At 53.2% G+C, this 19047-nt stretch carries 16 protein-coding genes and 3 pseudogenes; 10 read left to right on the top strand and 9 right to left on the bottom strand.

What is annotated here, in order from left to right; genetic code table 11:
* Positions 1-95: 95 nt before the first annotated feature.
* A pseudogene (locus tag C1P89_RS19440) lies at positions 96-353 on the bottom strand (ATP-binding protein); the annotation flags it as partial.
* 47 nt (positions 354-400) lie between these two features.
* Here C1P89_RS19440 and C1P89_RS19435 point away from each other — a divergent pair.
* A protein-coding gene (locus C1P89_RS19435; RefSeq protein WP_094096600.1) for an IS1-like element IS1A family transposase occupies positions 401-1098 on the top strand; the annotation gives its coding sequence in 2 pieces (ribosomal slippage) (positions 401-650 and positions 650-1098; 699 coding nt in all).
* A gap of 8 nt (positions 1099-1106) precedes the next feature.
* Here the strand turns inward: C1P89_RS19435 and C1P89_RS19430 are convergent.
* Positions 1107-2006 (bottom strand): annotated as a pseudogene (locus C1P89_RS19430) (YifB family Mg chelatase-like AAA ATPase); the annotation flags it as partial.
* Positions 2007-2358: 352 nt separating this feature from the next.
* On the opposite strand from C1P89_RS19430, the gene ilvL reads away from it, so the two are divergent.
* From ilvL to ilvA, 7 genes are all read left to right on the top strand, one after another.
* Positions 2359-2457 (top strand): ilv operon leader peptide, encoded by a 99-nt coding sequence (ilvL, locus tag C1P89_RS19425; RefSeq protein WP_001311244.1) that lies wholly within the window; start codon positions 2359-2361, stop codon positions 2455-2457.
* 86 nt (positions 2458-2543) lie between these two features.
* A complete protein-coding gene (ilvX, locus tag C1P89_RS19420; protein WP_001387183.1) occupies positions 2544-2594 on the top strand; it encodes a peptide IlvX in 51 nt (16 codons plus the stop codon).
* A gap of 2 nt (positions 2595-2596) precedes the next feature.
* Positions 2597-4243, top strand: a complete 1647-nt coding sequence (gene ilvG, locus C1P89_RS19415; protein ID WP_001012605.1) for an acetolactate synthase 2 catalytic subunit — start codon at positions 2597-2599, stop codon at positions 4241-4243.
* Positions 4240-4503: an acetolactate synthase 2 small subunit gene (ilvM, locus tag C1P89_RS19410; protein WP_000983255.1), complete on the top strand. Its 264-nt coding sequence runs from the start codon at positions 4240-4242 to the stop codon at positions 4501-4503. The genes ilvG and ilvM overlap by 4 nt, the downstream gene beginning before the upstream one ends.
* A gap of 19 nt (positions 4504-4522) precedes the next feature.
* Entirely contained in the window at positions 4523-5452 is a 930-nt protein-coding gene (gene ilvE / locus C1P89_RS19405) for a branched-chain-amino-acid transaminase (protein WP_000208518.1), read from the top strand.
* 64 nt (positions 5453-5516) lie between these two features.
* Positions 5517-7367 (top strand): dihydroxy-acid dehydratase, encoded by a 1851-nt coding sequence (ilvD, locus tag C1P89_RS19400; RefSeq protein WP_001127421.1) that lies wholly within the window; start codon positions 5517-5519, stop codon positions 7365-7367.
* Between the two features lie 2 nt (positions 7368-7369).
* On the top strand, positions 7370-8914 hold the full coding sequence (gene ilvA, locus C1P89_RS19395) for a threonine ammonia-lyase, biosynthetic (protein ID WP_000785591.1): 1545 nt from the start codon (positions 7370-7372) through the stop codon (positions 8912-8914).
* 51 nt (positions 8915-8965) lie between these two features.
* Here ilvA and ilvY read toward each other — a convergent pair whose 3' ends face one another.
* Positions 8966-9859: an HTH-type transcriptional activator IlvY gene (gene ilvY / locus C1P89_RS19390; protein WP_000365788.1), complete on the bottom strand. Its 894-nt coding sequence runs from the start codon at positions 9857-9859 to the stop codon at positions 8966-8968.
* A gap of 149 nt (positions 9860-10008) precedes the next feature.
* Here ilvY and ilvC point away from each other — a divergent pair, with 149 nt between their 5' ends.
* Positions 10009-11484, top strand: a complete 1476-nt coding sequence (gene ilvC, locus C1P89_RS19385; protein WP_001295253.1) for a ketol-acid reductoisomerase — start codon at positions 10009-10011, stop codon at positions 11482-11484.
* 86 nt (positions 11485-11570) lie between these two features.
* Here ilvC and ppiC read toward each other — a convergent pair whose 3' ends face one another.
* From ppiC to C1P89_RS19365, 4 genes and pseudogenes are all read right to left on the bottom strand, one after another.
* Complete coding sequence (gene ppiC / locus C1P89_RS19380; protein ID WP_001140251.1) at positions 11571-11852, bottom strand: peptidylprolyl isomerase PpiC; 282 nt, start codon at positions 11850-11852, stop codon at positions 11571-11573.
* 198 nt (positions 11853-12050) lie between these two features.
* A complete protein-coding gene (locus C1P89_RS19375) occupies positions 12051-12389 on the bottom strand; it encodes a type II toxin-antitoxin system PemK/MazF family toxin (protein ID WP_014334090.1) in 339 nt (112 codons plus the stop codon).
* A protein-coding gene (locus tag C1P89_RS19370; protein ID WP_167544916.1) for an IS3-like element IS2 family transposase occupies positions 12374-13602 on the bottom strand; the annotation gives its coding sequence in 2 pieces (ribosomal slippage) (positions 12374-13287 and positions 13287-13602; 1230 coding nt in all). The genes C1P89_RS19375 and C1P89_RS19370 overlap by 16 nt, the downstream gene beginning before the upstream one ends.
* Before the next feature lie 84 nt (positions 13603-13686).
* Positions 13687-13836 (bottom strand): annotated as a pseudogene (locus C1P89_RS19365) (type II toxin-antitoxin system PemK/MazF family toxin); the annotation flags it as partial.
* 216 nt (positions 13837-14052) lie between these two features.
* On the opposite strand from C1P89_RS19365, the gene rep reads away from it, so the two are divergent.
* Positions 14053-16074 (top strand): DNA helicase Rep, encoded by a 2022-nt coding sequence (gene rep, locus C1P89_RS19360; protein WP_001238890.1) that lies wholly within the window; start codon positions 14053-14055, stop codon positions 16072-16074.
* 46 nt (positions 16075-16120) lie between these two features.
* Here rep and gppA read toward each other — a convergent pair whose 3' ends face one another.
* On the bottom strand, positions 16121-17605 hold the full coding sequence (gene gppA, locus C1P89_RS19355; protein ID WP_005137437.1) for a guanosine-5'-triphosphate,3'-diphosphate diphosphatase: 1485 nt from the start codon (positions 17603-17605) through the stop codon (positions 16121-16123).
* Positions 17606-17738: 133 nt separating this feature from the next.
* Positions 17739-19004, bottom strand: coding sequence for an ATP-dependent RNA helicase RhlB (gene rhlB / locus C1P89_RS19350; protein WP_000047499.1), 1266 nt, complete (start codon positions 19002-19004; stop codon positions 17739-17741).
* Positions 19005-19047: the final 43 nt, after the last annotated feature.

Below are 19047 nucleotides of genomic sequence, written 5' to 3'. Positions count from 1 at the left end.
GTCCTTTCTGGTGTGAGAACCTTAAGGAAACAACATGTTGGGTGGAGCGGACAATCCAAATGGCGAATTACCGTCTTATATCACTGGCGCTGACAGCGGTCGAGAAAGGGCCCCGAGAGCCGGTTGAGATAACGTAATGTCTGTTCTGGCGTGCAGCGGTTATGGTTTCCCTGATAATGTCCGGTAGGGCTGGGATTCATCGCCGCAACAAGCTGGAAACGGGCTGGATAGGTTATTTTTGCTCGTGTGCGTGAAAGATGGATCTGCCCGGATTCAATCGGCTCTCGCAAGGCATCCAGTGTACGCCGTTCAAATTCAGGTAGCTCATCAAGAAAAAGCACGCCGGGTGATGCTGCCAACTTACTGATTTAGTGTATGATGGTGTTTTTGAGGTGCTCCAGTGGCTTCTGTTTCTATCAGCTGTCCCTCCTGTTCAGCTACTGACGGGGTGGTGCGTAACGGCAAAAGCACTGCCGGACATCAGCGCTATCTCTGCTCTCACTGCCGTAAAACATGGCAACTGCAGTTCACTTACACCGCTTCTCAACCCGGTACGCACCAGAAAATCATTGATATGGCCATGAATGGCGTTGGATGCCGGGCAACTGCACGCATTATGGGCGTTGGCCTCAACACGATTTTACGTCACTTAAAAAACTCAGGCCGCAGTCGGTAACCTCGCGCATACAGCCGGGCAGTGACGTCATCGTCTGCGCGGAAATGGACGAACAGTGGGGCTATGTCGGGGCTAAATCGCGCCAGCGCTGGCTGTTTTACGCGTATGACAGTCTCCGGAAGACGGTTGTTGCGCACGTATTCGGTGAACGCACTATGGCGACGCTGGGGCGTCTTATGAGCCTGCTGTCACCCTTTGACGTGGTGATATGGATGACGGATGGCTGGCCGCTGTATGAATCCCGCCTGAAGGGAAAGCTGCACGTAATCAGCAAGCGATATACGCAGCGAATTGAGCGGCATAACCTGAATTTGAGGCAGCACCTGGCACGGCTGGGACGGAAGTCGCTGTCGTTCTCAAAATCGGTGGAGCTGCATGACAAAGTCATCGGGCATTATCTGAACATAAAACACTATCAATAAGTTGGAGTCATTACCAGCACGCCGTTATGCGCCAACGAAATTTCACCTGGCCCTGGAATTGCACCACCGCCCACCATCGCAGTTAACGACGCACTGTGATGAGGTGAGCGGAACGGGCGCTGCCGCCATTGTTTTTGTACTGATTCAGCATTTACCAGACTTAATATCGCAGCGCTCTCCAGTGCCTCTTCATTGCTTAAATCTGGCAACAGGCCATTAATACGGCTGGCGAGCATTGTTTTACCTGTTCCCGGCGGCCCAATCAGTAAAAGGTTGTGCCTGCCAGCGGCGGTAATTTCCAGTCCTCGCTTTCCTTGTTCCTGACCGACAACATCACTGAGATCATGTTGTAGCGCCCGGGATACTGCATCAGTTGGTTTCGGGCGTTCGAGAGCGTGCTTACCTTCCAGAAACGCACAGACAGCTTGCAGATGATCGGCTATCAGGCATCCTTCACCGTTAATTAGCCCCACTTCATCTTCGTTATCTTTCGCGACGATAATTTTTCTGCCCGACTTAATAGCTTCAGTTGCACTGGAGATTGCACCGGGAACGCCACGCAGAGCGCCTGTAAGAGCCAGTTCTCCGACTAATTCATATTCATCTAACTTATTGGCTGTAAGCTGTTCTGAGGCCGCCAGCAACGCAATGGCGATAGGTAAATCATATCGTCCCCCTTCTTTTGGCAGATCGGCTGGAGCAAGGTTGATGGTGATTTTTTTCGCCGGATATTCATATCCGCTATTGATAATGGCGCTGCGCACGCGATCGCGAGCTTCTTTTACAGTTGTTTCTGGTAAGCCCACCATCGTTAAGCCGGGTAGACCTTTACTGATATGTACCTCAACAGTGATCGGGGGCGCATTTACTCCCAGGGCTGCGCGGGTATGAACAATTGACAGTGACATAAGCCCTCCTTGAGTCACCATTATGTGCATAAGATATCGCTGCTGTAGCCCGCTAATTCGTGAATTTTAGTGGCTGATTCCTGTTTATTTGTGCAAGTGAAGTTGAGTTGTTCTGGCGGTGGAATGATGCTCGCAAAAATGCAGCGGACAAAGGATGAACTACGAGGAAGGGAACAACATTTATACTGAAATTGAATTTTTTCCACTCACTATTTTCTTTTTAAAAAACAACAACTTCTATTGAAATTATTAAAGCTATCATAAAAATAGGCCCAAAAATATCTTGTGCTATTCGCAAAATCTATGGTAACTCTTTAGGCATTCCTTCGAACAAGATGCAAGAAAAGACAAAATGACAGCCCTTCTACGAGTGATTAGCCTAGTCGTGATTAGCGTGGTGGTGATTATTATCCCACCGTGCGGGGCTGCACTTGGACGAGGAAAGGCTTAGAGATCAAGCCTTAACGAACTAAGACCCCCGCACCGAAAGGTCCGGGGGTTTTTTTTGACCTTAAAAACATAACCGAGGAGCAGACAATGAATAACAGCACAAAATTCTGTTTCTCAAGATTCAGGACGGGGAACTAACTATGAATGGCGCACAGTGGGTGGTACATGCGTTGCGGGCACAGGGTGTGAACACCGTTTTCGGTTATCCGGGTGGCGCAATTATGCCGGTTTACGATGCATTGTATGACGGCGGCGTGGAGCACTTGCTATGCCGACATGAGCAGGGTGCGGCAATGGCGGCTATCGGTTATGCCCGTGCTACCGGCAAAACTGGCGTATGTATCGCCACGTCTGGTCCGGGCGCAACCAACCTGATAACCGGGCTTGCGGACGCACTGTTAGATTCCATCCCTGTTGTTGCCATCACCGGTCAAGTGTCCGCACCGTTTATCGGCACTGACGCATTTCAGGAAGTGGATGTCCTAGGATTGTCGTTAGCCTGTACCAAGCACAGCTTTCTGGTGCAGTCGCTGGAAGAGTTGCCGCGCATCATGGCTGAAGCATTCGACGTTGCCTGCTCAGGTCGTCCTGGTCCGGTTCTGGTCGATATCCCAAAAGATATCCAGTTAGCCAGCGGTGACCTGGAACCGTGGTTCACCACCGTTGAAAACGAAGTGACTTTCCCACATGCCGAAGTTGAGCAAGCGCGCCAGATGCTGGCAAAAGCGCAAAAACCGATGCTGTACGTTGGCGGTGGCGTGGGTATGGCGCAGGCAGTTCCGGCTTTGCGTGAATTTCTCGCTGCCACAAAAATGCCTGCCACCTGTACGCTGAAAGGGCTGGGCGCAGTAGAAGCAGATTATCCGTACTATCTGGGCATGCTGGGGATGCACGGCATCAAAGCGGCAAACTTCGCGGTGCAGGAGTGTGACCTGCTGATCGCCGTGGGCGCACGTTTTGATGACCGGGTGACCGGCAAACTGAATACTTTCGCACCACACGCCAGTGTTATCCATATGGATATCGACCCGGCAGAAATGAACAAGCTGCGTCAGGCACATGTGGCATTACAGGGTGATTTAAATGCTCTGTTACCAGCATTACAGCAGCCGTTAAATATCAATGACTGGCAGCAATACTGCGCGCAGCTGCGTGATGAACATTCCTGGCGTTACGACCATCCCGGTGACGCTATCTACGCGCCGTTGTTGTTAAAACAACTGTCGGATCGTAAACCTGCGGATTGCGTCGTGACCACAGATGTGGGGCAGCACCAGATGTGGGCTGCGCAGCACATCGCCCACACTCGCCCGGAAAATTTCATCACCTCCAGCGGCTTAGGTACCATGGGTTTTGGTTTACCGGCGGCGGTTGGCGCACAAGTCGCGCGACCGAACGATACCGTTGTCTGTATCTCCGGTGACGGCTCTTTCATGATGAATGTGCAAGAGCTGGGCACCGTAAAACGCAAGCAGTTACCGTTGAAAATCGTCTTACTCGATAACCAACGGTTAGGGATGGTTCGACAATGGCAGCAACTGTTTTTTCAGGAACGATACAGCGAAACCACCCTTACTGATAACCCCGATTTCCTCATGTTAGCCAGCGCCTTCGGCATCCCTGGCCAACACATCACCCGTAAAGACCAGGTTGAAGCGGCACTCGACACCATGCTGAACAGTGATGGGCCATACCTGCTTCATGTCTCAATCGACGAACTTGAGAACGTCTGGCCGCTGGTGCCGCCTGGCGCCAGTAATTCAGAAATGTTGGAGAAATTATCATGATGCAACATCAGGTCAATGTATCGGCTCGCTTCAATCCAGAAACCTTAGAACGTGTTTTACGCGTGGTGCGTCATCGTGGTTTCCACGTCTGCTCAATGAATATGGCCGCCGCCAGCGATGCACAAAATATAAATATCGAATTGACCGTTGCCAGCCCACGGTCGGTCGACTTACTGTTTAGTCAGTTAAATAAACTGGTGGACGTCGCACACGTTGCCATCTGCCAGAGCACAACCACATCACAACAAATCCGCGCCTGAGCGCAAAAGGAATATAAAAATGACCACGAAGAAAGCTGATTACATTTGGTTCAATGGGGAGATGGTTCGCTGGGAAGACGCGAAGGTGCATGTGATGTCGCACGCGCTGCACTATGGCACTTCGGTTTTTGAAGGCATCCGTTGCTACGACTCGCACAAAGGACCGGTTGTATTCCGCCATCGTGAGCATATGCAGCGTCTGCATGACTCCGCCAAAATCTATCGCTTCCCGGTTTCGCAGAGCATTGATGAGCTGATGGAAGCTTGTCGTGACGTGATCCGCAAAAATAATCTCACCAGCGCCTATATCCGTCCGCTGATCTTCGTCGGTGATGTTGGCATGGGAGTAAACCCGCCAGCGGGATACTCAACCGACGTGATTATCGCTGCTTTCCCGTGGGGAGCGTATCTGGGCGCAGAAGCGCTGGAGCAGGGGATCGATGCGATGGTTTCCTCCTGGAACCGCGCAGCACCAAACACCATCCCGACGGCGGCAAAAGCCGGTGGTAACTACCTCTCTTCCCTGCTGGTGGGTAGCGAAGCGCGCCGCCACGGTTATCAGGAAGGTATCGCGCTGGATGTGAACGGTTACATCTCTGAAGGCGCAGGTGAAAACCTGTTTGAAGTGAAAGACGGCGTGCTGTTCACCCCACCGTTTACCTCATCCGCGCTGCCGGGTATTACCCGTGATGCCATCATCAAACTGGCGAAAGAGCTGGGAATTGAAGTGCGTGAGCAGGTGCTGTCGCGCGAATCCCTGTACCTGGCGGATGAAGTGTTTATGTCCGGTACGGCGGCAGAAATCACGCCAGTGCGCAGTGTAGACGGTATTCAGGTGGGTGAAGGCCGTTGCGGCCCGGTTACCAAATGCATTCAGCAAGCCTTCTTCGGCCTCTTCACTGGCGAAACCGAAGATAAATGGGGCTGGTTAGATCAAGTTAATCAATAAATACAAAAAATGGGACGGCACTTACCGTCCCATTTACGAGACAGACACTGGGAGTAAATAAAGTATGCCTAAGTACCGTTCCGCCACCACCACTCATGGTCGTAATATGGCGGGTGCTCGTGCGCTGTGGCGCGCCACCGGAATGACCGATGCCGATTTTGGCAAGCCGATTATCGCGGTTGTGAACTCGTTCACCCAATTTGTACCGGGTCACGTCCATCTGCGCGATCTCGGTAAACTGGTCGCCGAACAAATTGAAGCGGCTGGCGGCGTTGCCAAAGAGTTCAACACCATTGCGGTGGATGATGGGATTGCTATGGGCCACGGGGGGATGCTTTATTCACTGCCATCTCGCGAACTGATCGCTGATTCCGTTGAGTATATGGTCAACGCCCACTGCGCCGACGCCATGGTCTGCATCTCTAACTGCGACAAAATCACCCCGGGGATGCTGATGGCTTCCCTGCGCCTGAATATTCCGGTGATCTTTGTTTCCGGCGGCCCGATGGAAGCCGGGAAAACCAAACTGTCCGAGCAGATCATCAAGCTCGATCTGGTTGATGCGATGATCCAGGGCGCAGACCCGAAAGTTTCTGACTCCCAGAGCGATCAGGTTGAACGTTCCGCCTGCCCAACCTGCGGTTCCTGCTCCGGGATGTTTACCGCTAACTCAATGAACTGCCTGACCGAAGCGCTGGGTTTGTCGCAGCCAGGCAACGGCTCGCTGCTGGCAACCCACGCGGACCGTAAGCAGTTGTTCCTCAATGCCGGTAAACGCATTGTTGAATTGACCAAACGTTACTACGAGCAAAACGACGAAAGTGCACTGCCGCGCAATATTGCTAGCAAAGCGGCGTTTGAAAATGCCATGACGCTGGATATCGCGATGGGCGGCTCTACCAACACGGTACTTCACCTGCTGGCGGCGGCGCAGGAAGCGGAAATCGACTTCACCATGAGTGATATCGACAAACTTTCGCGTAAAGTCCCGCAGTTATGCAAAGTTGCGCCGAGCACCCAAAAATACCATATGGAAGATGTTCACCGTGCTGGTGGTGTTATCGGTATTCTCGGTGAACTGGATCGCGCGGGGTTACTGAACCGTGATGTGAAAAACGTACTTGGCCTGACGTTGCCGCAAACTCTGGAACAATACGACGTTATGCTGACCCAGGATGACGCGGTAAAAAATATGTTCCGCGCAGGCCCTGCGGGCATTCGTACTACACAGGCATTCTCGCAGGATTGCCGTTGGGATTCTCTCGATGACGATCGCGCAAACGGCTGTATCCGCTCGCTGGAACACGCCTACAGCAAAGACGGCGGCCTGGCGGTGCTCTACGGTAATTTTGCTGAAAACGGCTGCATCGTGAAAACAGCGGGCGTCGATGACAGCATCCTCAAATTCACCGGCCCGGCGAAAGTGTACGAAAGCCAGGACGACGCGGTAGAAGCGATCCTCGGTGGCAAAGTTGTCGCGGGCGATGTGGTGGTGATCCGCTATGAAGGCCCGAAAGGCGGCCCTGGCATGCAGGAAATGCTCTACCCAACCAGCTTCCTGAAATCAATGGGTCTCGGTAAAGCCTGTGCGCTGATCACCGACGGTCGTTTCTCTGGCGGCACCTCTGGTCTTTCCATCGGCCACGTCTCACCGGAAGCGGCAAGCGGCGGCAGCATTGGTCTGATTGAAGATGGTGACCTGATCGCTATCGACATCCCGAACCGTGGCATTCAGTTACAGGTAAGCGATGCCGAACTGGCGGCGCGTCGTGAAGCGCAGGAAGCTCGGGGTGACAAAGCCTGGACGCCGAAAAACCGTGAACGTCAGGTTTCCTTTGCCCTGCGCGCCTACGCCAGCCTGGCAACCAGCGCCGACAAAGGTGCGGTGCGCGATAAATCGAAACTGGGGGGTTAATAATGGCTGACTCGCAACCCCTGTCCGGTGCTCCGGAAGGTGCCGAATATTTAAGAGCAGTGCTGCGCGCGCCGGTTTACGAGGCGGCGCAGGTTACGCTGCTACAAAAAATGGAAAAACTGTCGTCGCGTCTTGATAACGTCATTCTGGTGAAGCGCGAAGATCGCCAGCCAGTGCACAGCTTTAAGCTGCGCGGCGCATACGCCATGATGGCGGGCCTGACGGAAGAACAAAAAGCGCACGGCGTGATCACTGCTTCTGCGGGTAACCACGCGCAGGGCGTCGCGTTTTCTTCTGCGCGGTTAGGCGTGAAGGCCCTGATCGTTATGCCAACCGCCACCGCCGACATCAAAGTCGATGCGGTACGTGGATTCGGCGGCGAAGTGCTGCTTCATGGCGCGAACTTTGACGAAGCGAAAGCTAAAGCGATCGAACTGTCACAGCAGCAGGGGTTCACCTGGGTGCCGCCGTTCGACCATCCGATGGTGATTGCCGGGCAAGGCACGCTGGCGCTGGAACTGCTCCAGCAGGACGCCCATCTCGACCGCGTATTTGTGCCAGTCGGCGGCGGCGGTCTGGCGGCGGGCGTTGCGGTGCTGATCAAACAACTGATGCCACAAATCAAAGTGATCGCCGTAGAAGCGGAAGACTCCGCCTGCCTGAAAGCAGCGCTGGATGCGGGTCATCCGGTTGATCTGCCGCGCGTGGGACTGTTCGCCGAAGGTGTCGCGGTAAAACGCATCGGCGACGAAACCTTCCGTTTATGCCAGGAGTATCTCGACGACATCATCACCGTCGATAGTGATGCGATCTGTGCGGCGATGAAGGATTTATTCGAAGATGTGCGCGCAGTGGCGGAACCCTCTGGCGCGTTGGCGCTGGCGGGAATGAAAAAATATATCGCTCAGCACAACATTCGCGGCGAACGCCTGGCGCATATTCTTTCCGGTGCCAACGTGAACTTCCACGGCCTGCGCTACGTCTCGGAACGCTGCGAACTGGGCGAACAGCGTGAAGCGTTGTTGGCGGTGACCATTCCGGAAGAAAAAGGCAGCTTCCTCAAATTCTGCCAACTGCTTGGCGGGCGATCGGTCACCGAGTTCAACTACCGTTTTGCCGATGCCAAAAACGCCTGCATCTTTGTCGGCGTGCGCCTGAGCCGCGGCCTCGAAGAGCGCAAAGAAATTTTGCAGATGCTCAACGACGGCGGCTACAGCGTGGTGGATCTCTCCGACGACGAAATGGCGAAGTTGCATGTGCGCTATATGGTCGGCGGGCGTCCGTCACATCCGTTGCAGGAACGCCTCTACAGCTTCGAATTCCCGGAATCACCGGGCGCGCTGCTGCGCTTCCTCAACACGCTGGGTACGCACTGGAACATTTCTTTGTTCCACTATCGCAGCCATGGCACCGACTACGGGCGCGTACTGGCGGCGTTCGAACTCGGCGACCATGAACCGGATTTCGAAACCCGGCTAAATGAGCTGGGCTACGATTGCCACGACGAAACCAATAATCCGGCGTTCAGGTTCTTTTTGGCGGGTTAGGGAAAAATGCCTGATAGCGCTTCGCTTATCAGGCCTACCCGCGCGACAACGTCATTTGTGGTTCGGCAAAATCCTCCAGAACGCCTCAATCAGCGGCTCATGCAGCCGCTTTTTTTGTGCACACACGCCCAGTTCAAACGGCGTTTTCTCATCGCTGCGATCTAAAATCATTACCCGGTTGCGTACAGGCTCCGGGCTGTTTTCCAGCACCACTTCCGGCAACAGCGCCACACCACAGCCGAGCGCCACCATCGATACCATCGCTTCATGCCCGCCAACCGTGGCGTAAATCATCGGGTTGCTGATTTTATTGCGTCGAAACCACAGTTCAATGCGGCGGCGTACCGGCCCCTGATCGGCCATAATAAACGGCACCGTTGACCAGTCGGGCTTTTCGACAGATACCTGATTACGCACCGGGCAGGGCAGCGCGGGGGCAATCAGCACTACTGCCAGATTCTCCAGCATCGAAAACGCCACAGCGCCGGGTAGCGTCTCCGGTTTCCCGGCAATCGCCAGATCCGCTTCTCCCGTGACCACTTTTTCCATTGCATCTGCCGCATCACCAGTGGTGAGTTTGATCTCCACCGACGGGTGTTCCGCGCGGAAGCGATCCAGAATCGGCGGCAGATGGCTGTAGGCAGCGGTCACCGAGCAGAAGATATGTAATTCGCCAGAGAGCGACGGCCCTTGCTGATCGATGGTGTGGCGCAATTGCTGATACTGCAACAGCGTTTGCTGGGCGAAAACGCGCAGCTCTTCGCCCGCTTCCGTCAGCGTTACCGTGCGGTTATCGCGCACAAATAGCGGCTGACCAAGATCTTCTTCCAGGCGCTGAATCTGCCGTGAGAGCGTGGATGGGCTAACGTGCATCGCCCGCGCGCTGCGGCCAAAATGGCGGCTTTCCGCCAGATGCAGGAAGGTTTTCAGATCGCGTAAATCCAATGGCGCAGCCCTCGATGTTGACGTTGCAGAAATTGCAATGTGACGTTGTGAATATATCAATTTCCGCAATAAATTTCCTGTCATATAGTGAATTCAATCTCGCAAACGCGAACCGAACAATAAGAAGCACAACATCACGAGGAATCACCATGGCTAACTACTTCAATACACTGAACCTGCGCCAGCAGCTGGCACAGCTGGGCAAATGTCGCTTTATGGGGCGCGACGAATTCGCCGACGGCGCGAGCTACCTTCAGGGTAAAAAAGTGGTTATCGTCGGCTGTGGCGCACAGGGGCTGAACCAGGGCCTGAACATGCGTGATTCTGGTCTCGATATCTCCTACGCTCTGCGTAAAGAAGCGATTGCCGAGAAGCGCGCGTCCTGGCGTAAAGCGACCGAAAACGGTTTTAAAGTTGGTACTTACGAAGAACTGATCCCGCAGGCGGATCTGGTGGTTAACCTGACGCCAGACAAGCAGCACTCTGATGTAGTGCGCACCGTACAGCCACTGATGAAAGACGGCGCGGCGCTGGGTTACTCGCACGGTTTCAACATCGTCGAAGTGGGCGAGCAGATCCGTAAAGACATTACCGTAGTCATGGTTGCGCCGAAATGCCCTGGCACCGAAGTACGTGAAGAGTACAAACGTGGATTCGGCGTACCGACGCTGATTGCCGTTCACCCGGAAAACGATCCGAAAGGCGAAGGCATGGCGATCGCTAAAGCATGGGCGGCAGCAACCGGTGGTCACCGTGCGGGCGTGCTGGAATCGTCCTTCGTTGCGGAAGTGAAATCTGACCTGATGGGTGAGCAAACCATCCTGTGCGGTATGTTGCAGGCTGGCTCTCTGCTGTGCTTCGACAAGCTGGTGGAAGAGGGCACCGATCCGGCATACGCAGAAAAACTAATTCAGTTCGGTTGGGAAACCATCACCGAAGCGCTGAAGCAGGGCGGCATCACCCTGATGATGGACCGTCTCTCTAACCCGGCGAAACTGCGTGCTTACGCGCTGTCTGAACAGCTGAAAGAGATCATGGCACCCCTGTTCCAGAAACATATGGACGACATCATCTCCGGCGAATTCTCCTCCGGTATGATGGCGGACTGGGCCAACGATGATAAGAAACTGCTGACCTGGCGTGAAGAGACCGGCAAAACCGCCTTCGAAACCGCGCCGCAGTATGAAGGCAAAATCGGCGAGCAGGAGTACTTCGATAAAGGCGTACTGATGATCGCGATGGTGAAAGCGGGCGTTGAGCTGGCGTTTGAAACCATGGTTGATTCCGGCATCATCGAAGAATCTGCTTACTATGAATCACTGCACGAACTGCCGCTGATTGCCAACACCATCGCCCGTAAGCGTCTGTACGAAATGAACGTGGTTATCTCTGATACCGCCGAGTACGGTAACTATCTGTTCTCTTACGCTTGTGTGCCGCTGCTGAAACCGTTTATGGCAGAGCTGCAACCGGGCGATCTGGGTAAAGCTATTCCGGAAGGTGCGGTAGATAACGCGCAACTGCGTGATGTGAACGAAGCGATTCGCTGCCATGCGATTGAGCAGGTAGGTAAGAAACTGCGCGGCTATATGACGGATATGAAACGTATTGCAGTTGCGGGTTAAGTGCGCGCTGATGCCCTCACCCCGACCCTCTCCCACAGGGAGAGGGAGAAAACACTCAAGGCCTTCTCCTGGAGAAGGCCTTGCTATTAGTTACGGTACAGCACCTTAATGATGTGGTAACCGAACTGGGTGTGCAGCGGGCCGGTTGGCTCCAGTACCGGACAAGAGAACACAACTTTATCAAACGCCGGAACCATCTGACCCTGGCGGAATTCACCTAAATCACCGCCGCGTTTGCCTGATGGGCAAATGGAGTGTTTCTTCGCCAGCTTGCCGAAATCGGCACCGTTCTTAATCTGCTCGAGAAGATCCAGAGCCAGTTTCTCTTCTTTTACAAGGATATGCAGTGCTGCTGCTGTTTTTGCCATGATCGTGCCTTGAGTGAATAATTGTCAGGCGGCGATTTTAGCATGATCCGCAGATGCTAACGTAATTGTTAGTCAGGGAGGGGCTGGTACATATATGGCAAAAGCCCGGAAAATCCGGGCTTCGCAGGTCCCTCAAGGGGAGAAAACTTAGGGCCTCTATGGGCTACAAAGTCATTATCGGGGATGGTTATTTTATTGTCAATTTATGAGCGATATGGCATTGATTGACTTGATGACCGCCCTCTGTATGTCTGCAACCAACTCATGTGGCAAACATTGATTAAGATACCCTCTGTAAGTCCTTGCTCTGTTTAATCGGTTTCGACTGACTTGTTGTACTAGGTCGGCTTTGGCCCAACGAATCTGCTGATCAAAGAATTGCAGGTCATTGATAACATTACTGGCTATTTCAACATGCATTCCACGATTTAACTTGTCATGATCGCGAGTGGTTGATAATGGAACGACGATACATGCGTTGCCATTAATTTTTCCGTTGAGCACGACAACTGGATTTGCCCCTATATTTCCAGACATCTGTTATCACTTAACCCATTACAAGCCCGCTGCCGCAGATATTCCCGTGGCGAGCGATAACCCAGCGCACTATGCGGATGCCATTCGTTATAATGCTCGAACGCCTCTGCAAGGTTCTTTGCTGCCGTTAACCCGTCTGGTTTGGGCATGATACTGATGTAGTCACGCTTTATCGTTTTCACGAAGCTCTCTGCTATTCCGTTACTCTCCGGACTCCGCACCGCCGTGTTCTTCGGTTCAAGTCCCAACATCCGGGCGAACTGGCGTGTTTCATTAGCCCGGTAGCATGAACCATTATCCGTCAGCCACTCCACTGGAGACGACGGAAGATCGTTGCCGAAGCGGCGTTCCACCGCTCCCAGCATGACGTCCTGTACTGTTTCACTGTTGAAGCCGCCGGTAGTCACCGCCCAGTGCAGTGCCTCACGATCACAGCAGTCCAGCGCGAACGTGACACGCAGTCTCTCTCCGTTATCACAGCAGAACTCGAACCCGTCAGAGCACCATCGCTGATTGCTTTCTTTCACGGCCACTCTGCCTGTATGTGCCCGTTTCGATGGCGGTACAGCAGGTTTTCGCTCAAGCAACAGCGCATTCTGGCGCATGATCCGGTAAACACGTTTGGCATTGATCGCAGGCATACCATCAAGTTCTGCCTGTCTGCGAAGCAGCGCCCATACCCGACGATAACCATACGTGGGCAGCTCTCCGATAACATGGTGTATACGGAGAAGCACATCCGTATCATCAGTGTGACGACTGCGGCGGCCATCCATCCAGTCATCGGTTCGTCTGAGAATGACGTGCAACTGCGCACGCGACACCCGGAGACAACGGCTGACTAAGCTTACTCCCCATCCCCGGGCAATAAGGGCGCGTGCGCTATCCACTTTTTTGCCCGTCCATATTCAACGGCTTCTTTGAGGAGTTCATTTTCCATCGTTTTCTTGCCGAGCAGGCGCTGGAGTTCTTTAATCTGCTTCATGGCGGCAGCAAGTTCAGAGGCAGGAACAACCTGTTCTCCGGCGGCGACAGCAGTAAGACTTCCTTCCTGGTATTGCTTACGCCAGAGAAATAACTGGCTGGTTGCTACACCATGTTGCCGGGCAACGAGGGAGACCGTCATCCCCGGTTCAAAGCTCTGCTGAACAATTGCGATCTTTTCCTGTGTGGTACGCCGTCTGCGTTTCTCCGGCCCTAAGACATCAATCATCTGTACTCCAATGACTAGTCTAAAAACTAGTATTAAGACTATCACTTATTTAAGTGATACTGGTTGTCTGGAGATTCAGGGGGCCAGTCTAACAACTAACCTGTTTTTTATCATTTCAGGAGGAATGCGGCCATCGTAATACGTGGTGCTGAACTGTCCATTCTGGCTAACAGGATAGTTACCAAAGTTGCAATCCAGTATTTCACCAACCTTAGGACTGAAATTAATCGCCACGAGTACACCTCTCCTTAGTAAACTCTGAAAAAGTAATAACACAACGTTACGACCCGATATTTTCTAAGTCTAATGGATTCACGATGAACTCCGGTTTCGGTCTTCCCTCTCTGATTTAAACATCCGCAGCCAATCGGTTAGCGGCTTACACGCGGTCACATTCAAATGCGATTCTGCTACAATCCTCCCCCCGTTCGAAGATTGAGCAATACACCTATGCGTCTAAACCCCGGCCAACAACAAGCTGTCGAATTCGTTACCGGCCCCTGCCTGGTGCTGGCGGGCGCGGGTTCCGGTAAAACTCGTGTGATCACCAATAAAATCGCCCATCTGATCCGCGGTTGCGGTTATCAGGCGCGACATATCGCGGCGGTGACCTTTACCAATAAGGCGGCGCGCGAGATGAAAGAGCGTGTCGGACAGACGCTGGGTCGCAAAGAGGCGCGTGGGCTGATGATCTCAACCTTCCACACGCTGGGGCTGGATATCATCAAGCGTGAGTATGCGGCGCTGGGGATGAAGGCGAACTTTTCGCTGTTTGACGATACCGATCAGCTGGCGTTGCTCAAAGAGTTGACCGAAGGGCTGATTGAAGATGACAAAGTTCTCCTGCAACAGTTGATTTCGACCATCTCTAACTGGAAGAACGATCTCAAAACACCGTCCCAGGCGGCAGCCAGTGCGATTGGCGAGCGGGACCGTATTTTTGCCCATTGTTATGGGCTGTATGATGCACACCTGAAAGCGTGCAATGTTCTCGACTTCGATGATCTGATTTTATTGCCGACGTTGCTGCTGCAACGCAATGAAGAAGTCCGCGAGCGCTGGCAGAACAAAATTCGCTATCTGCTGGTGGATGAGTATCAGGACACCAACACCAGCCAGTATGAACTGGTGAAACTGCTGGTGGGCAGCCGCGCGCGCTTTACCGTGGTGGGCGATGACGACCAGTCGATCTACTCCTGGCGCGGCGCACGTCCACAAAACCTGGTGCTGCTGAGTCAGGATTTTCCGGCGCTGAAGGTGATTAAGCTTGAGCAGAACTACCGCTCTTCCGGACGTATTTTGAAAGCGGCGAACATCCTGATCGCCAATAACCCGCACGTCTTTGAGAAGCGTCTGTTCTCCGAACTGGGTTACGGCACAGAGCTTAAAGTTTTAAGCGCGAATAACGAAGAACATGAAGCCGAGCGCGTCACTGGTGAACTGATTGCGCATCACTTCGTCAATAAAACGCAGTACAAAGATTACGCTATTCTTTATCGCGGTAACCATCAGTCGCGAGTGTTTGAAAAATTCCTGATGCAAAACCGCATCCCGTACAAAATTTCTGGTGGTACGTCGTTTTTCTCTCGTCCTGAAATCAAGGACTTGCTGGCTTATCTGCGCGTGCTGACTAACCCGGACGATGACAGCGCATTTCTGCGTATCGTTAACACGCCGAAGAGAGAGATTGGCCCGGCGACGCTGAAAAAGCTGGGTGAGTGGGCGATGACGCGCAATAAAAGCATGTTTACCGCCAGCTTTGATATGGGCCTGAGTCAGACGCTTAGCGGACGTGGTTATGAAGCATTGACCCGCTTTACTCACTGGTTGGCAGAAATCCAGCGTCTGGCGGAGCGGGAGCCGATTGCCGCGGTGCGCGATCTGATCCACGGCATGGATTATGAATCCTGGCTGTACGAAACATCGCCCAGCCCGAAAGCCGCCGAAATGCGCATGAAGAACGTCAACCAACTGTTTAGCTGGATGACGGAGATGCTGGAAGGCAGCGAACTGGATGAGCCGATGACGCTCACCCAGGTGGTGACGCGCTTTACTTTGCGCGACATGATGGAGCGTGGTGAGAGTGAAGAAGAGCTGGATCAGGTGCAACTGATGACTCTGCACGCGTCAAAAGGGCTGGAGTTTCCTTATGTCTACATGGTCGGTATGGAAGAAGGGTTTTTGCCGCACCAGAGCAGCATCGATGAAGATAATATCGATGAGGAGCGGCGGCTGGCCTATGTCGGCATTACCCGCGCCCAGAAGGAATTGACCTTTACGCTGTGTAAAGAACGCCGTCAGTACGGCGAGCTGGTGCGCCCGGAGCCGAGCCGCTTTTTGCTGGAGCTGCCGCAGGATGATCTGATTTGGGAACAGGAGCGCAAAGTGGTCAGCGCCGAAGAACGGATGCAGAAAGGGCAAAGCCATCTGGCGAATCTGAAAGCGATGATGGCGGCAAAACGAGGGAAATAATCAAGGCCGGAAAAGATGCGTCAGCATCGCATCCGGCACTTACTCATTAATGCACTTCCAGCGGCCAGTGGACATAGCTCTGCCACTGGCTTTCCTGAGCAATAATCTCTTTACCCAGCGGATGTTGGGTTAGCCAACCTTGCGGAAGCGTCAAGGTCAACAGTTCATGGTTAGCCTGTAATGTCATCTCTGGCACGAGATCGTCACGGCGACGGCTGGCAAAAATGATGGCCAGGCGGAGTAAACGGCAGAGTTGTTCTGCGACGCGCGGCGGTACGGCATTTTGCTGATGCAGCGATGAGAGATCGACCGGATTAGTCTGGTTGAGCAGTAGCGTCGCCAGCAATTTTTTCTGTGCGGGGGTAAAACCGGGAAGATCCAGATTACGCACCAGATAAGCAGCGTGTTGCGGCGCTTGTTTAAAGTCAACGCTCAGGCCGATTTCATGAAGCTGACAGGCGCTGATGAGCAAATCGCGGCTTATTGCTTCAAGATGCCATTCCTTTTCCACCTGATCGAAGAAGTTAGCCGCAACTTTGGCTACGCGCTGCGCCTGATCAATATCGATCATAAAGCGGCGCTGAATATTACGCAGCGTACGGCTGCGAATATCCTGCTCGACGGCCAGATGCAACATGCCGTAGACCAGGCCTTCACGCAGCGCACCGCCCGCCAGGGTCATACACTGAATATTCAGTTCGGTAAAAATGGCGATCAGGATCGCCAGACCACTCGGGAACACTAACGCACGTTCCAGCGTCAGCCCGTCAATCTCCAGTTCCTCCAGCCGACCGCAATGAATGGCTCGCTGTTTCAATTGCTGCAACTTTTCCAGGGTAATGCGTTCATCCATCCCCTGTGCCATCATGATTTCCTGTAACGCCTGCACGGTGCCGGAAGCACCAACGCACACTTTCCAGCCGTGATACCGTAATTCATCGGCAACCGGACGTAACACTTCGCGTGCCGCTTTTTCTGCAGCATCAAAATTTTCCTGCCCCAGATTACGATCGGCAAAATAGCGTTCCAGCCAGGTGACGCAGCCCATCGACAGGCTGAACAACGAGGTGGTTTGTGCACCCGTGCCGGTTACCAGTTCAGTACTGGCACCGCCTATATCCACCACCAGGCGCTGATCGGCACCGCCAGTTGTGTGAGCAACGCCCTGATAAATCAGACGTGCTTCCTCTTCACCGCTGATCACCTGTACCGGACAACCGAGGATTTCCTGCGCATTGGCAATAAAATCACCCGCATTGACGGCAAGACGTAATGTCGCCGTAGCGACAACGCGAATTTGCGAGGGAGGGATATCTTGCAGACGTTCAGCAAACAGGCGCAGACATTGCCAACCGCGCTCCATTGCTTCATTAGACAGGGCATTTTCGCTATTCAGGCCAGCAGCCAGACGCACTTTGCGTTTTATTCGCGTCAGCGTCTGGATGCTTCCAGCCACCTCGCGCACAACCAGCATATGAAAACTATTCGAACCGAGATCAATGGCTGCATACAGCGACGAGGTGGAACCCATACTCTTCATCCTTCAATCTGTCTCTGTGTTGGCTGCATTCTTTCACCTGAATCACTTACTACAGTATGCTCATCGGGATTCATTCTCTTGCCATCTTGATACAGTTTGAATGATTTTGAGTATGACATTTTATTTAACCTGAACGACGACGATTACGCGGAGCGCCAGTACGACGCGGACCATTGCCTGTACGTGGGCGCGTGAGGCGCAGCGGTTTTGGCAGATCGGTCATCAATGCGTCCGGATTGTATTTGCTTACCGGAATTGAGTGACCAATATAGGTTTCAATAGCAGGCAAATTCAATGCATACTCTTCACACGCCAGGCTGATAGAGTGACCGCTTGCGCCTGCGCGACCTGTACGACCAATACGGTGAACGTAATCTTCACAGTCATCGGGTAAATCGTAGTTAAAGACGTGCGTCACTGCCGGAATATGCAAACCACGCGCGGCAACGTCGGTGGCAACCAGAATATCCAGATCGCCACGGGTAAATTCATCAAGAATACGCAGACGTTTTTTCTGCGCGACATCGCCTGTCAACAAACCGACACGATGACCATCTGCCGCCAGGTGGCCCCAGATCTCTTCACAACGGTGTTTGGTATTGGCGAAAATAATCGCTCTGTCTGGCCACTCTTCTTCGATCAGCGTTTGCAGCAAACGCATTTTTTCTTCGTTAGAAGGGTAGAAAAGCTCTTCTTTAATACGGTGGCCCGTTTTCTGTTCCGGTTCCACTTCAATATATTCGGCATTGTTCATCTGCTCGAACGCCAGTTCACGTACCCGGTACGAAAGCGTGGCGGAGAACAGCATGTTGAGGCGCTGGTTTGCAGGCGGCATACGGCGGAACAGCCAGCGGATATCTTTAATAAAGCCCAGATCGTACATGCGATCGGCTTCATCCAGAACCACTACCTGAATGGCACCGAGGTTAATGTGGTTCTGCTTGGCGTAGTCAATTAAACGACCCGTGGTGCCAATCAGAATGTCAACGCCGCTTTCCAGCACTTTCAGCTGTTTGTCGTAGCCATCACCACCGTAAGCCAGACCCAGCTTCAGGCCAGTAGCTTCCGCCAGCGGTTCTGCGTCGGCATGGATCTGCACGGCAAGTTCACGCGTCGGTGCCATAATTAAGGCACGCGGTTGATTCACCTTGCGATCGGCAATCGCAGGATGAGAGAGAAGATAATGAAACGTTGACGTAAGAAACGCCATCGTTTTCCCGGTACCGGTTTGCGCCTGCCCGGCTACGTCACGACCCGCCAGCGTCAGCGGAAGGGCCAGTGCCTGAATGGGCGTACAGTTATGAAACCCTTTTTTTTCAAGGGCTTCTACAACCTTCGGATGCAGGGCGAAGTCGGAAAACTTCTGTTCTGTTAAATGTGTTTTGCTCATAGTGTGGTAGAATATCAGCTTACTATTGCTTTACGAAAGCGTA

The sequence above is a fragment of the Shigella sonnei genome, from assembly GCF_002950395.1.
Classification (GTDB): Bacteria; Pseudomonadota; Gammaproteobacteria; order Enterobacterales; family Enterobacteriaceae; genus ECMA0423.
This window is presented reverse-complemented; position numbering and strand designations above follow the sequence as displayed.

Excerpts from the sequence above, each read along its gene's own strand:
- C1P89_RS19375 (WP_014334090.1), bottom strand. The coding sequence starts at position 12,389 with ATGTCTGGAAATATAGGGGCAAATCCAGTTGTCGTGCTCAACGGAAAA.
- ilvM (WP_000983255.1), top strand. The coding sequence starts at position 4,240 with ATGATGCAACATCAGGTCAATGTATCGGCTCGCTTCAATCCAGAAACC.
- ilvE (WP_000208518.1), top strand. The coding sequence starts at position 4,523 with ATGACCACGAAGAAAGCTGATTACATTTGGTTCAATGGGGAGATGGTT.
- ilvD (WP_001127421.1), top strand. The coding sequence starts at position 5,517 with ATGCCTAAGTACCGTTCCGCCACCACCACTCATGGTCGTAATATGGCG.
- ilvC (WP_001295253.1), top strand. The coding sequence starts at position 10,009 with ATGGCTAACTACTTCAATACACTGAACCTGCGCCAGCAGCTGGCACAG.
- ilvL (WP_001311244.1), top strand. The coding sequence starts at position 2,359 with ATGACAGCCCTTCTACGAGTGATTAGCCTAGTCGTGATTAGCGTGGTG.
- rep (WP_001238890.1), top strand. The coding sequence starts at position 14,053 with ATGCGTCTAAACCCCGGCCAACAACAAGCTGTCGAATTCGTTACCGGC.
- ilvG (WP_001012605.1), top strand. The coding sequence starts at position 2,597 with ATGAATGGCGCACAGTGGGTGGTACATGCGTTGCGGGCACAGGGTGTG.
- ppiC (WP_001140251.1), bottom strand. The coding sequence starts at position 11,852 with ATGGCAAAAACAGCAGCAGCACTGCATATCCTTGTAAAAGAAGAGAAA.
- gppA (WP_005137437.1), bottom strand. The coding sequence starts at position 17,605 with ATGGGTTCCACCTCGTCGCTGTATGCAGCCATTGATCTCGGTTCGAAT.
- ilvA (WP_000785591.1), top strand. The coding sequence starts at position 7,370 with ATGGCTGACTCGCAACCCCTGTCCGGTGCTCCGGAAGGTGCCGAATAT.
- rhlB (WP_000047499.1), bottom strand. The coding sequence starts at position 19,004 with ATGAGCAAAACACATTTAACAGAACAGAAGTTTTCCGACTTCGCCCTG.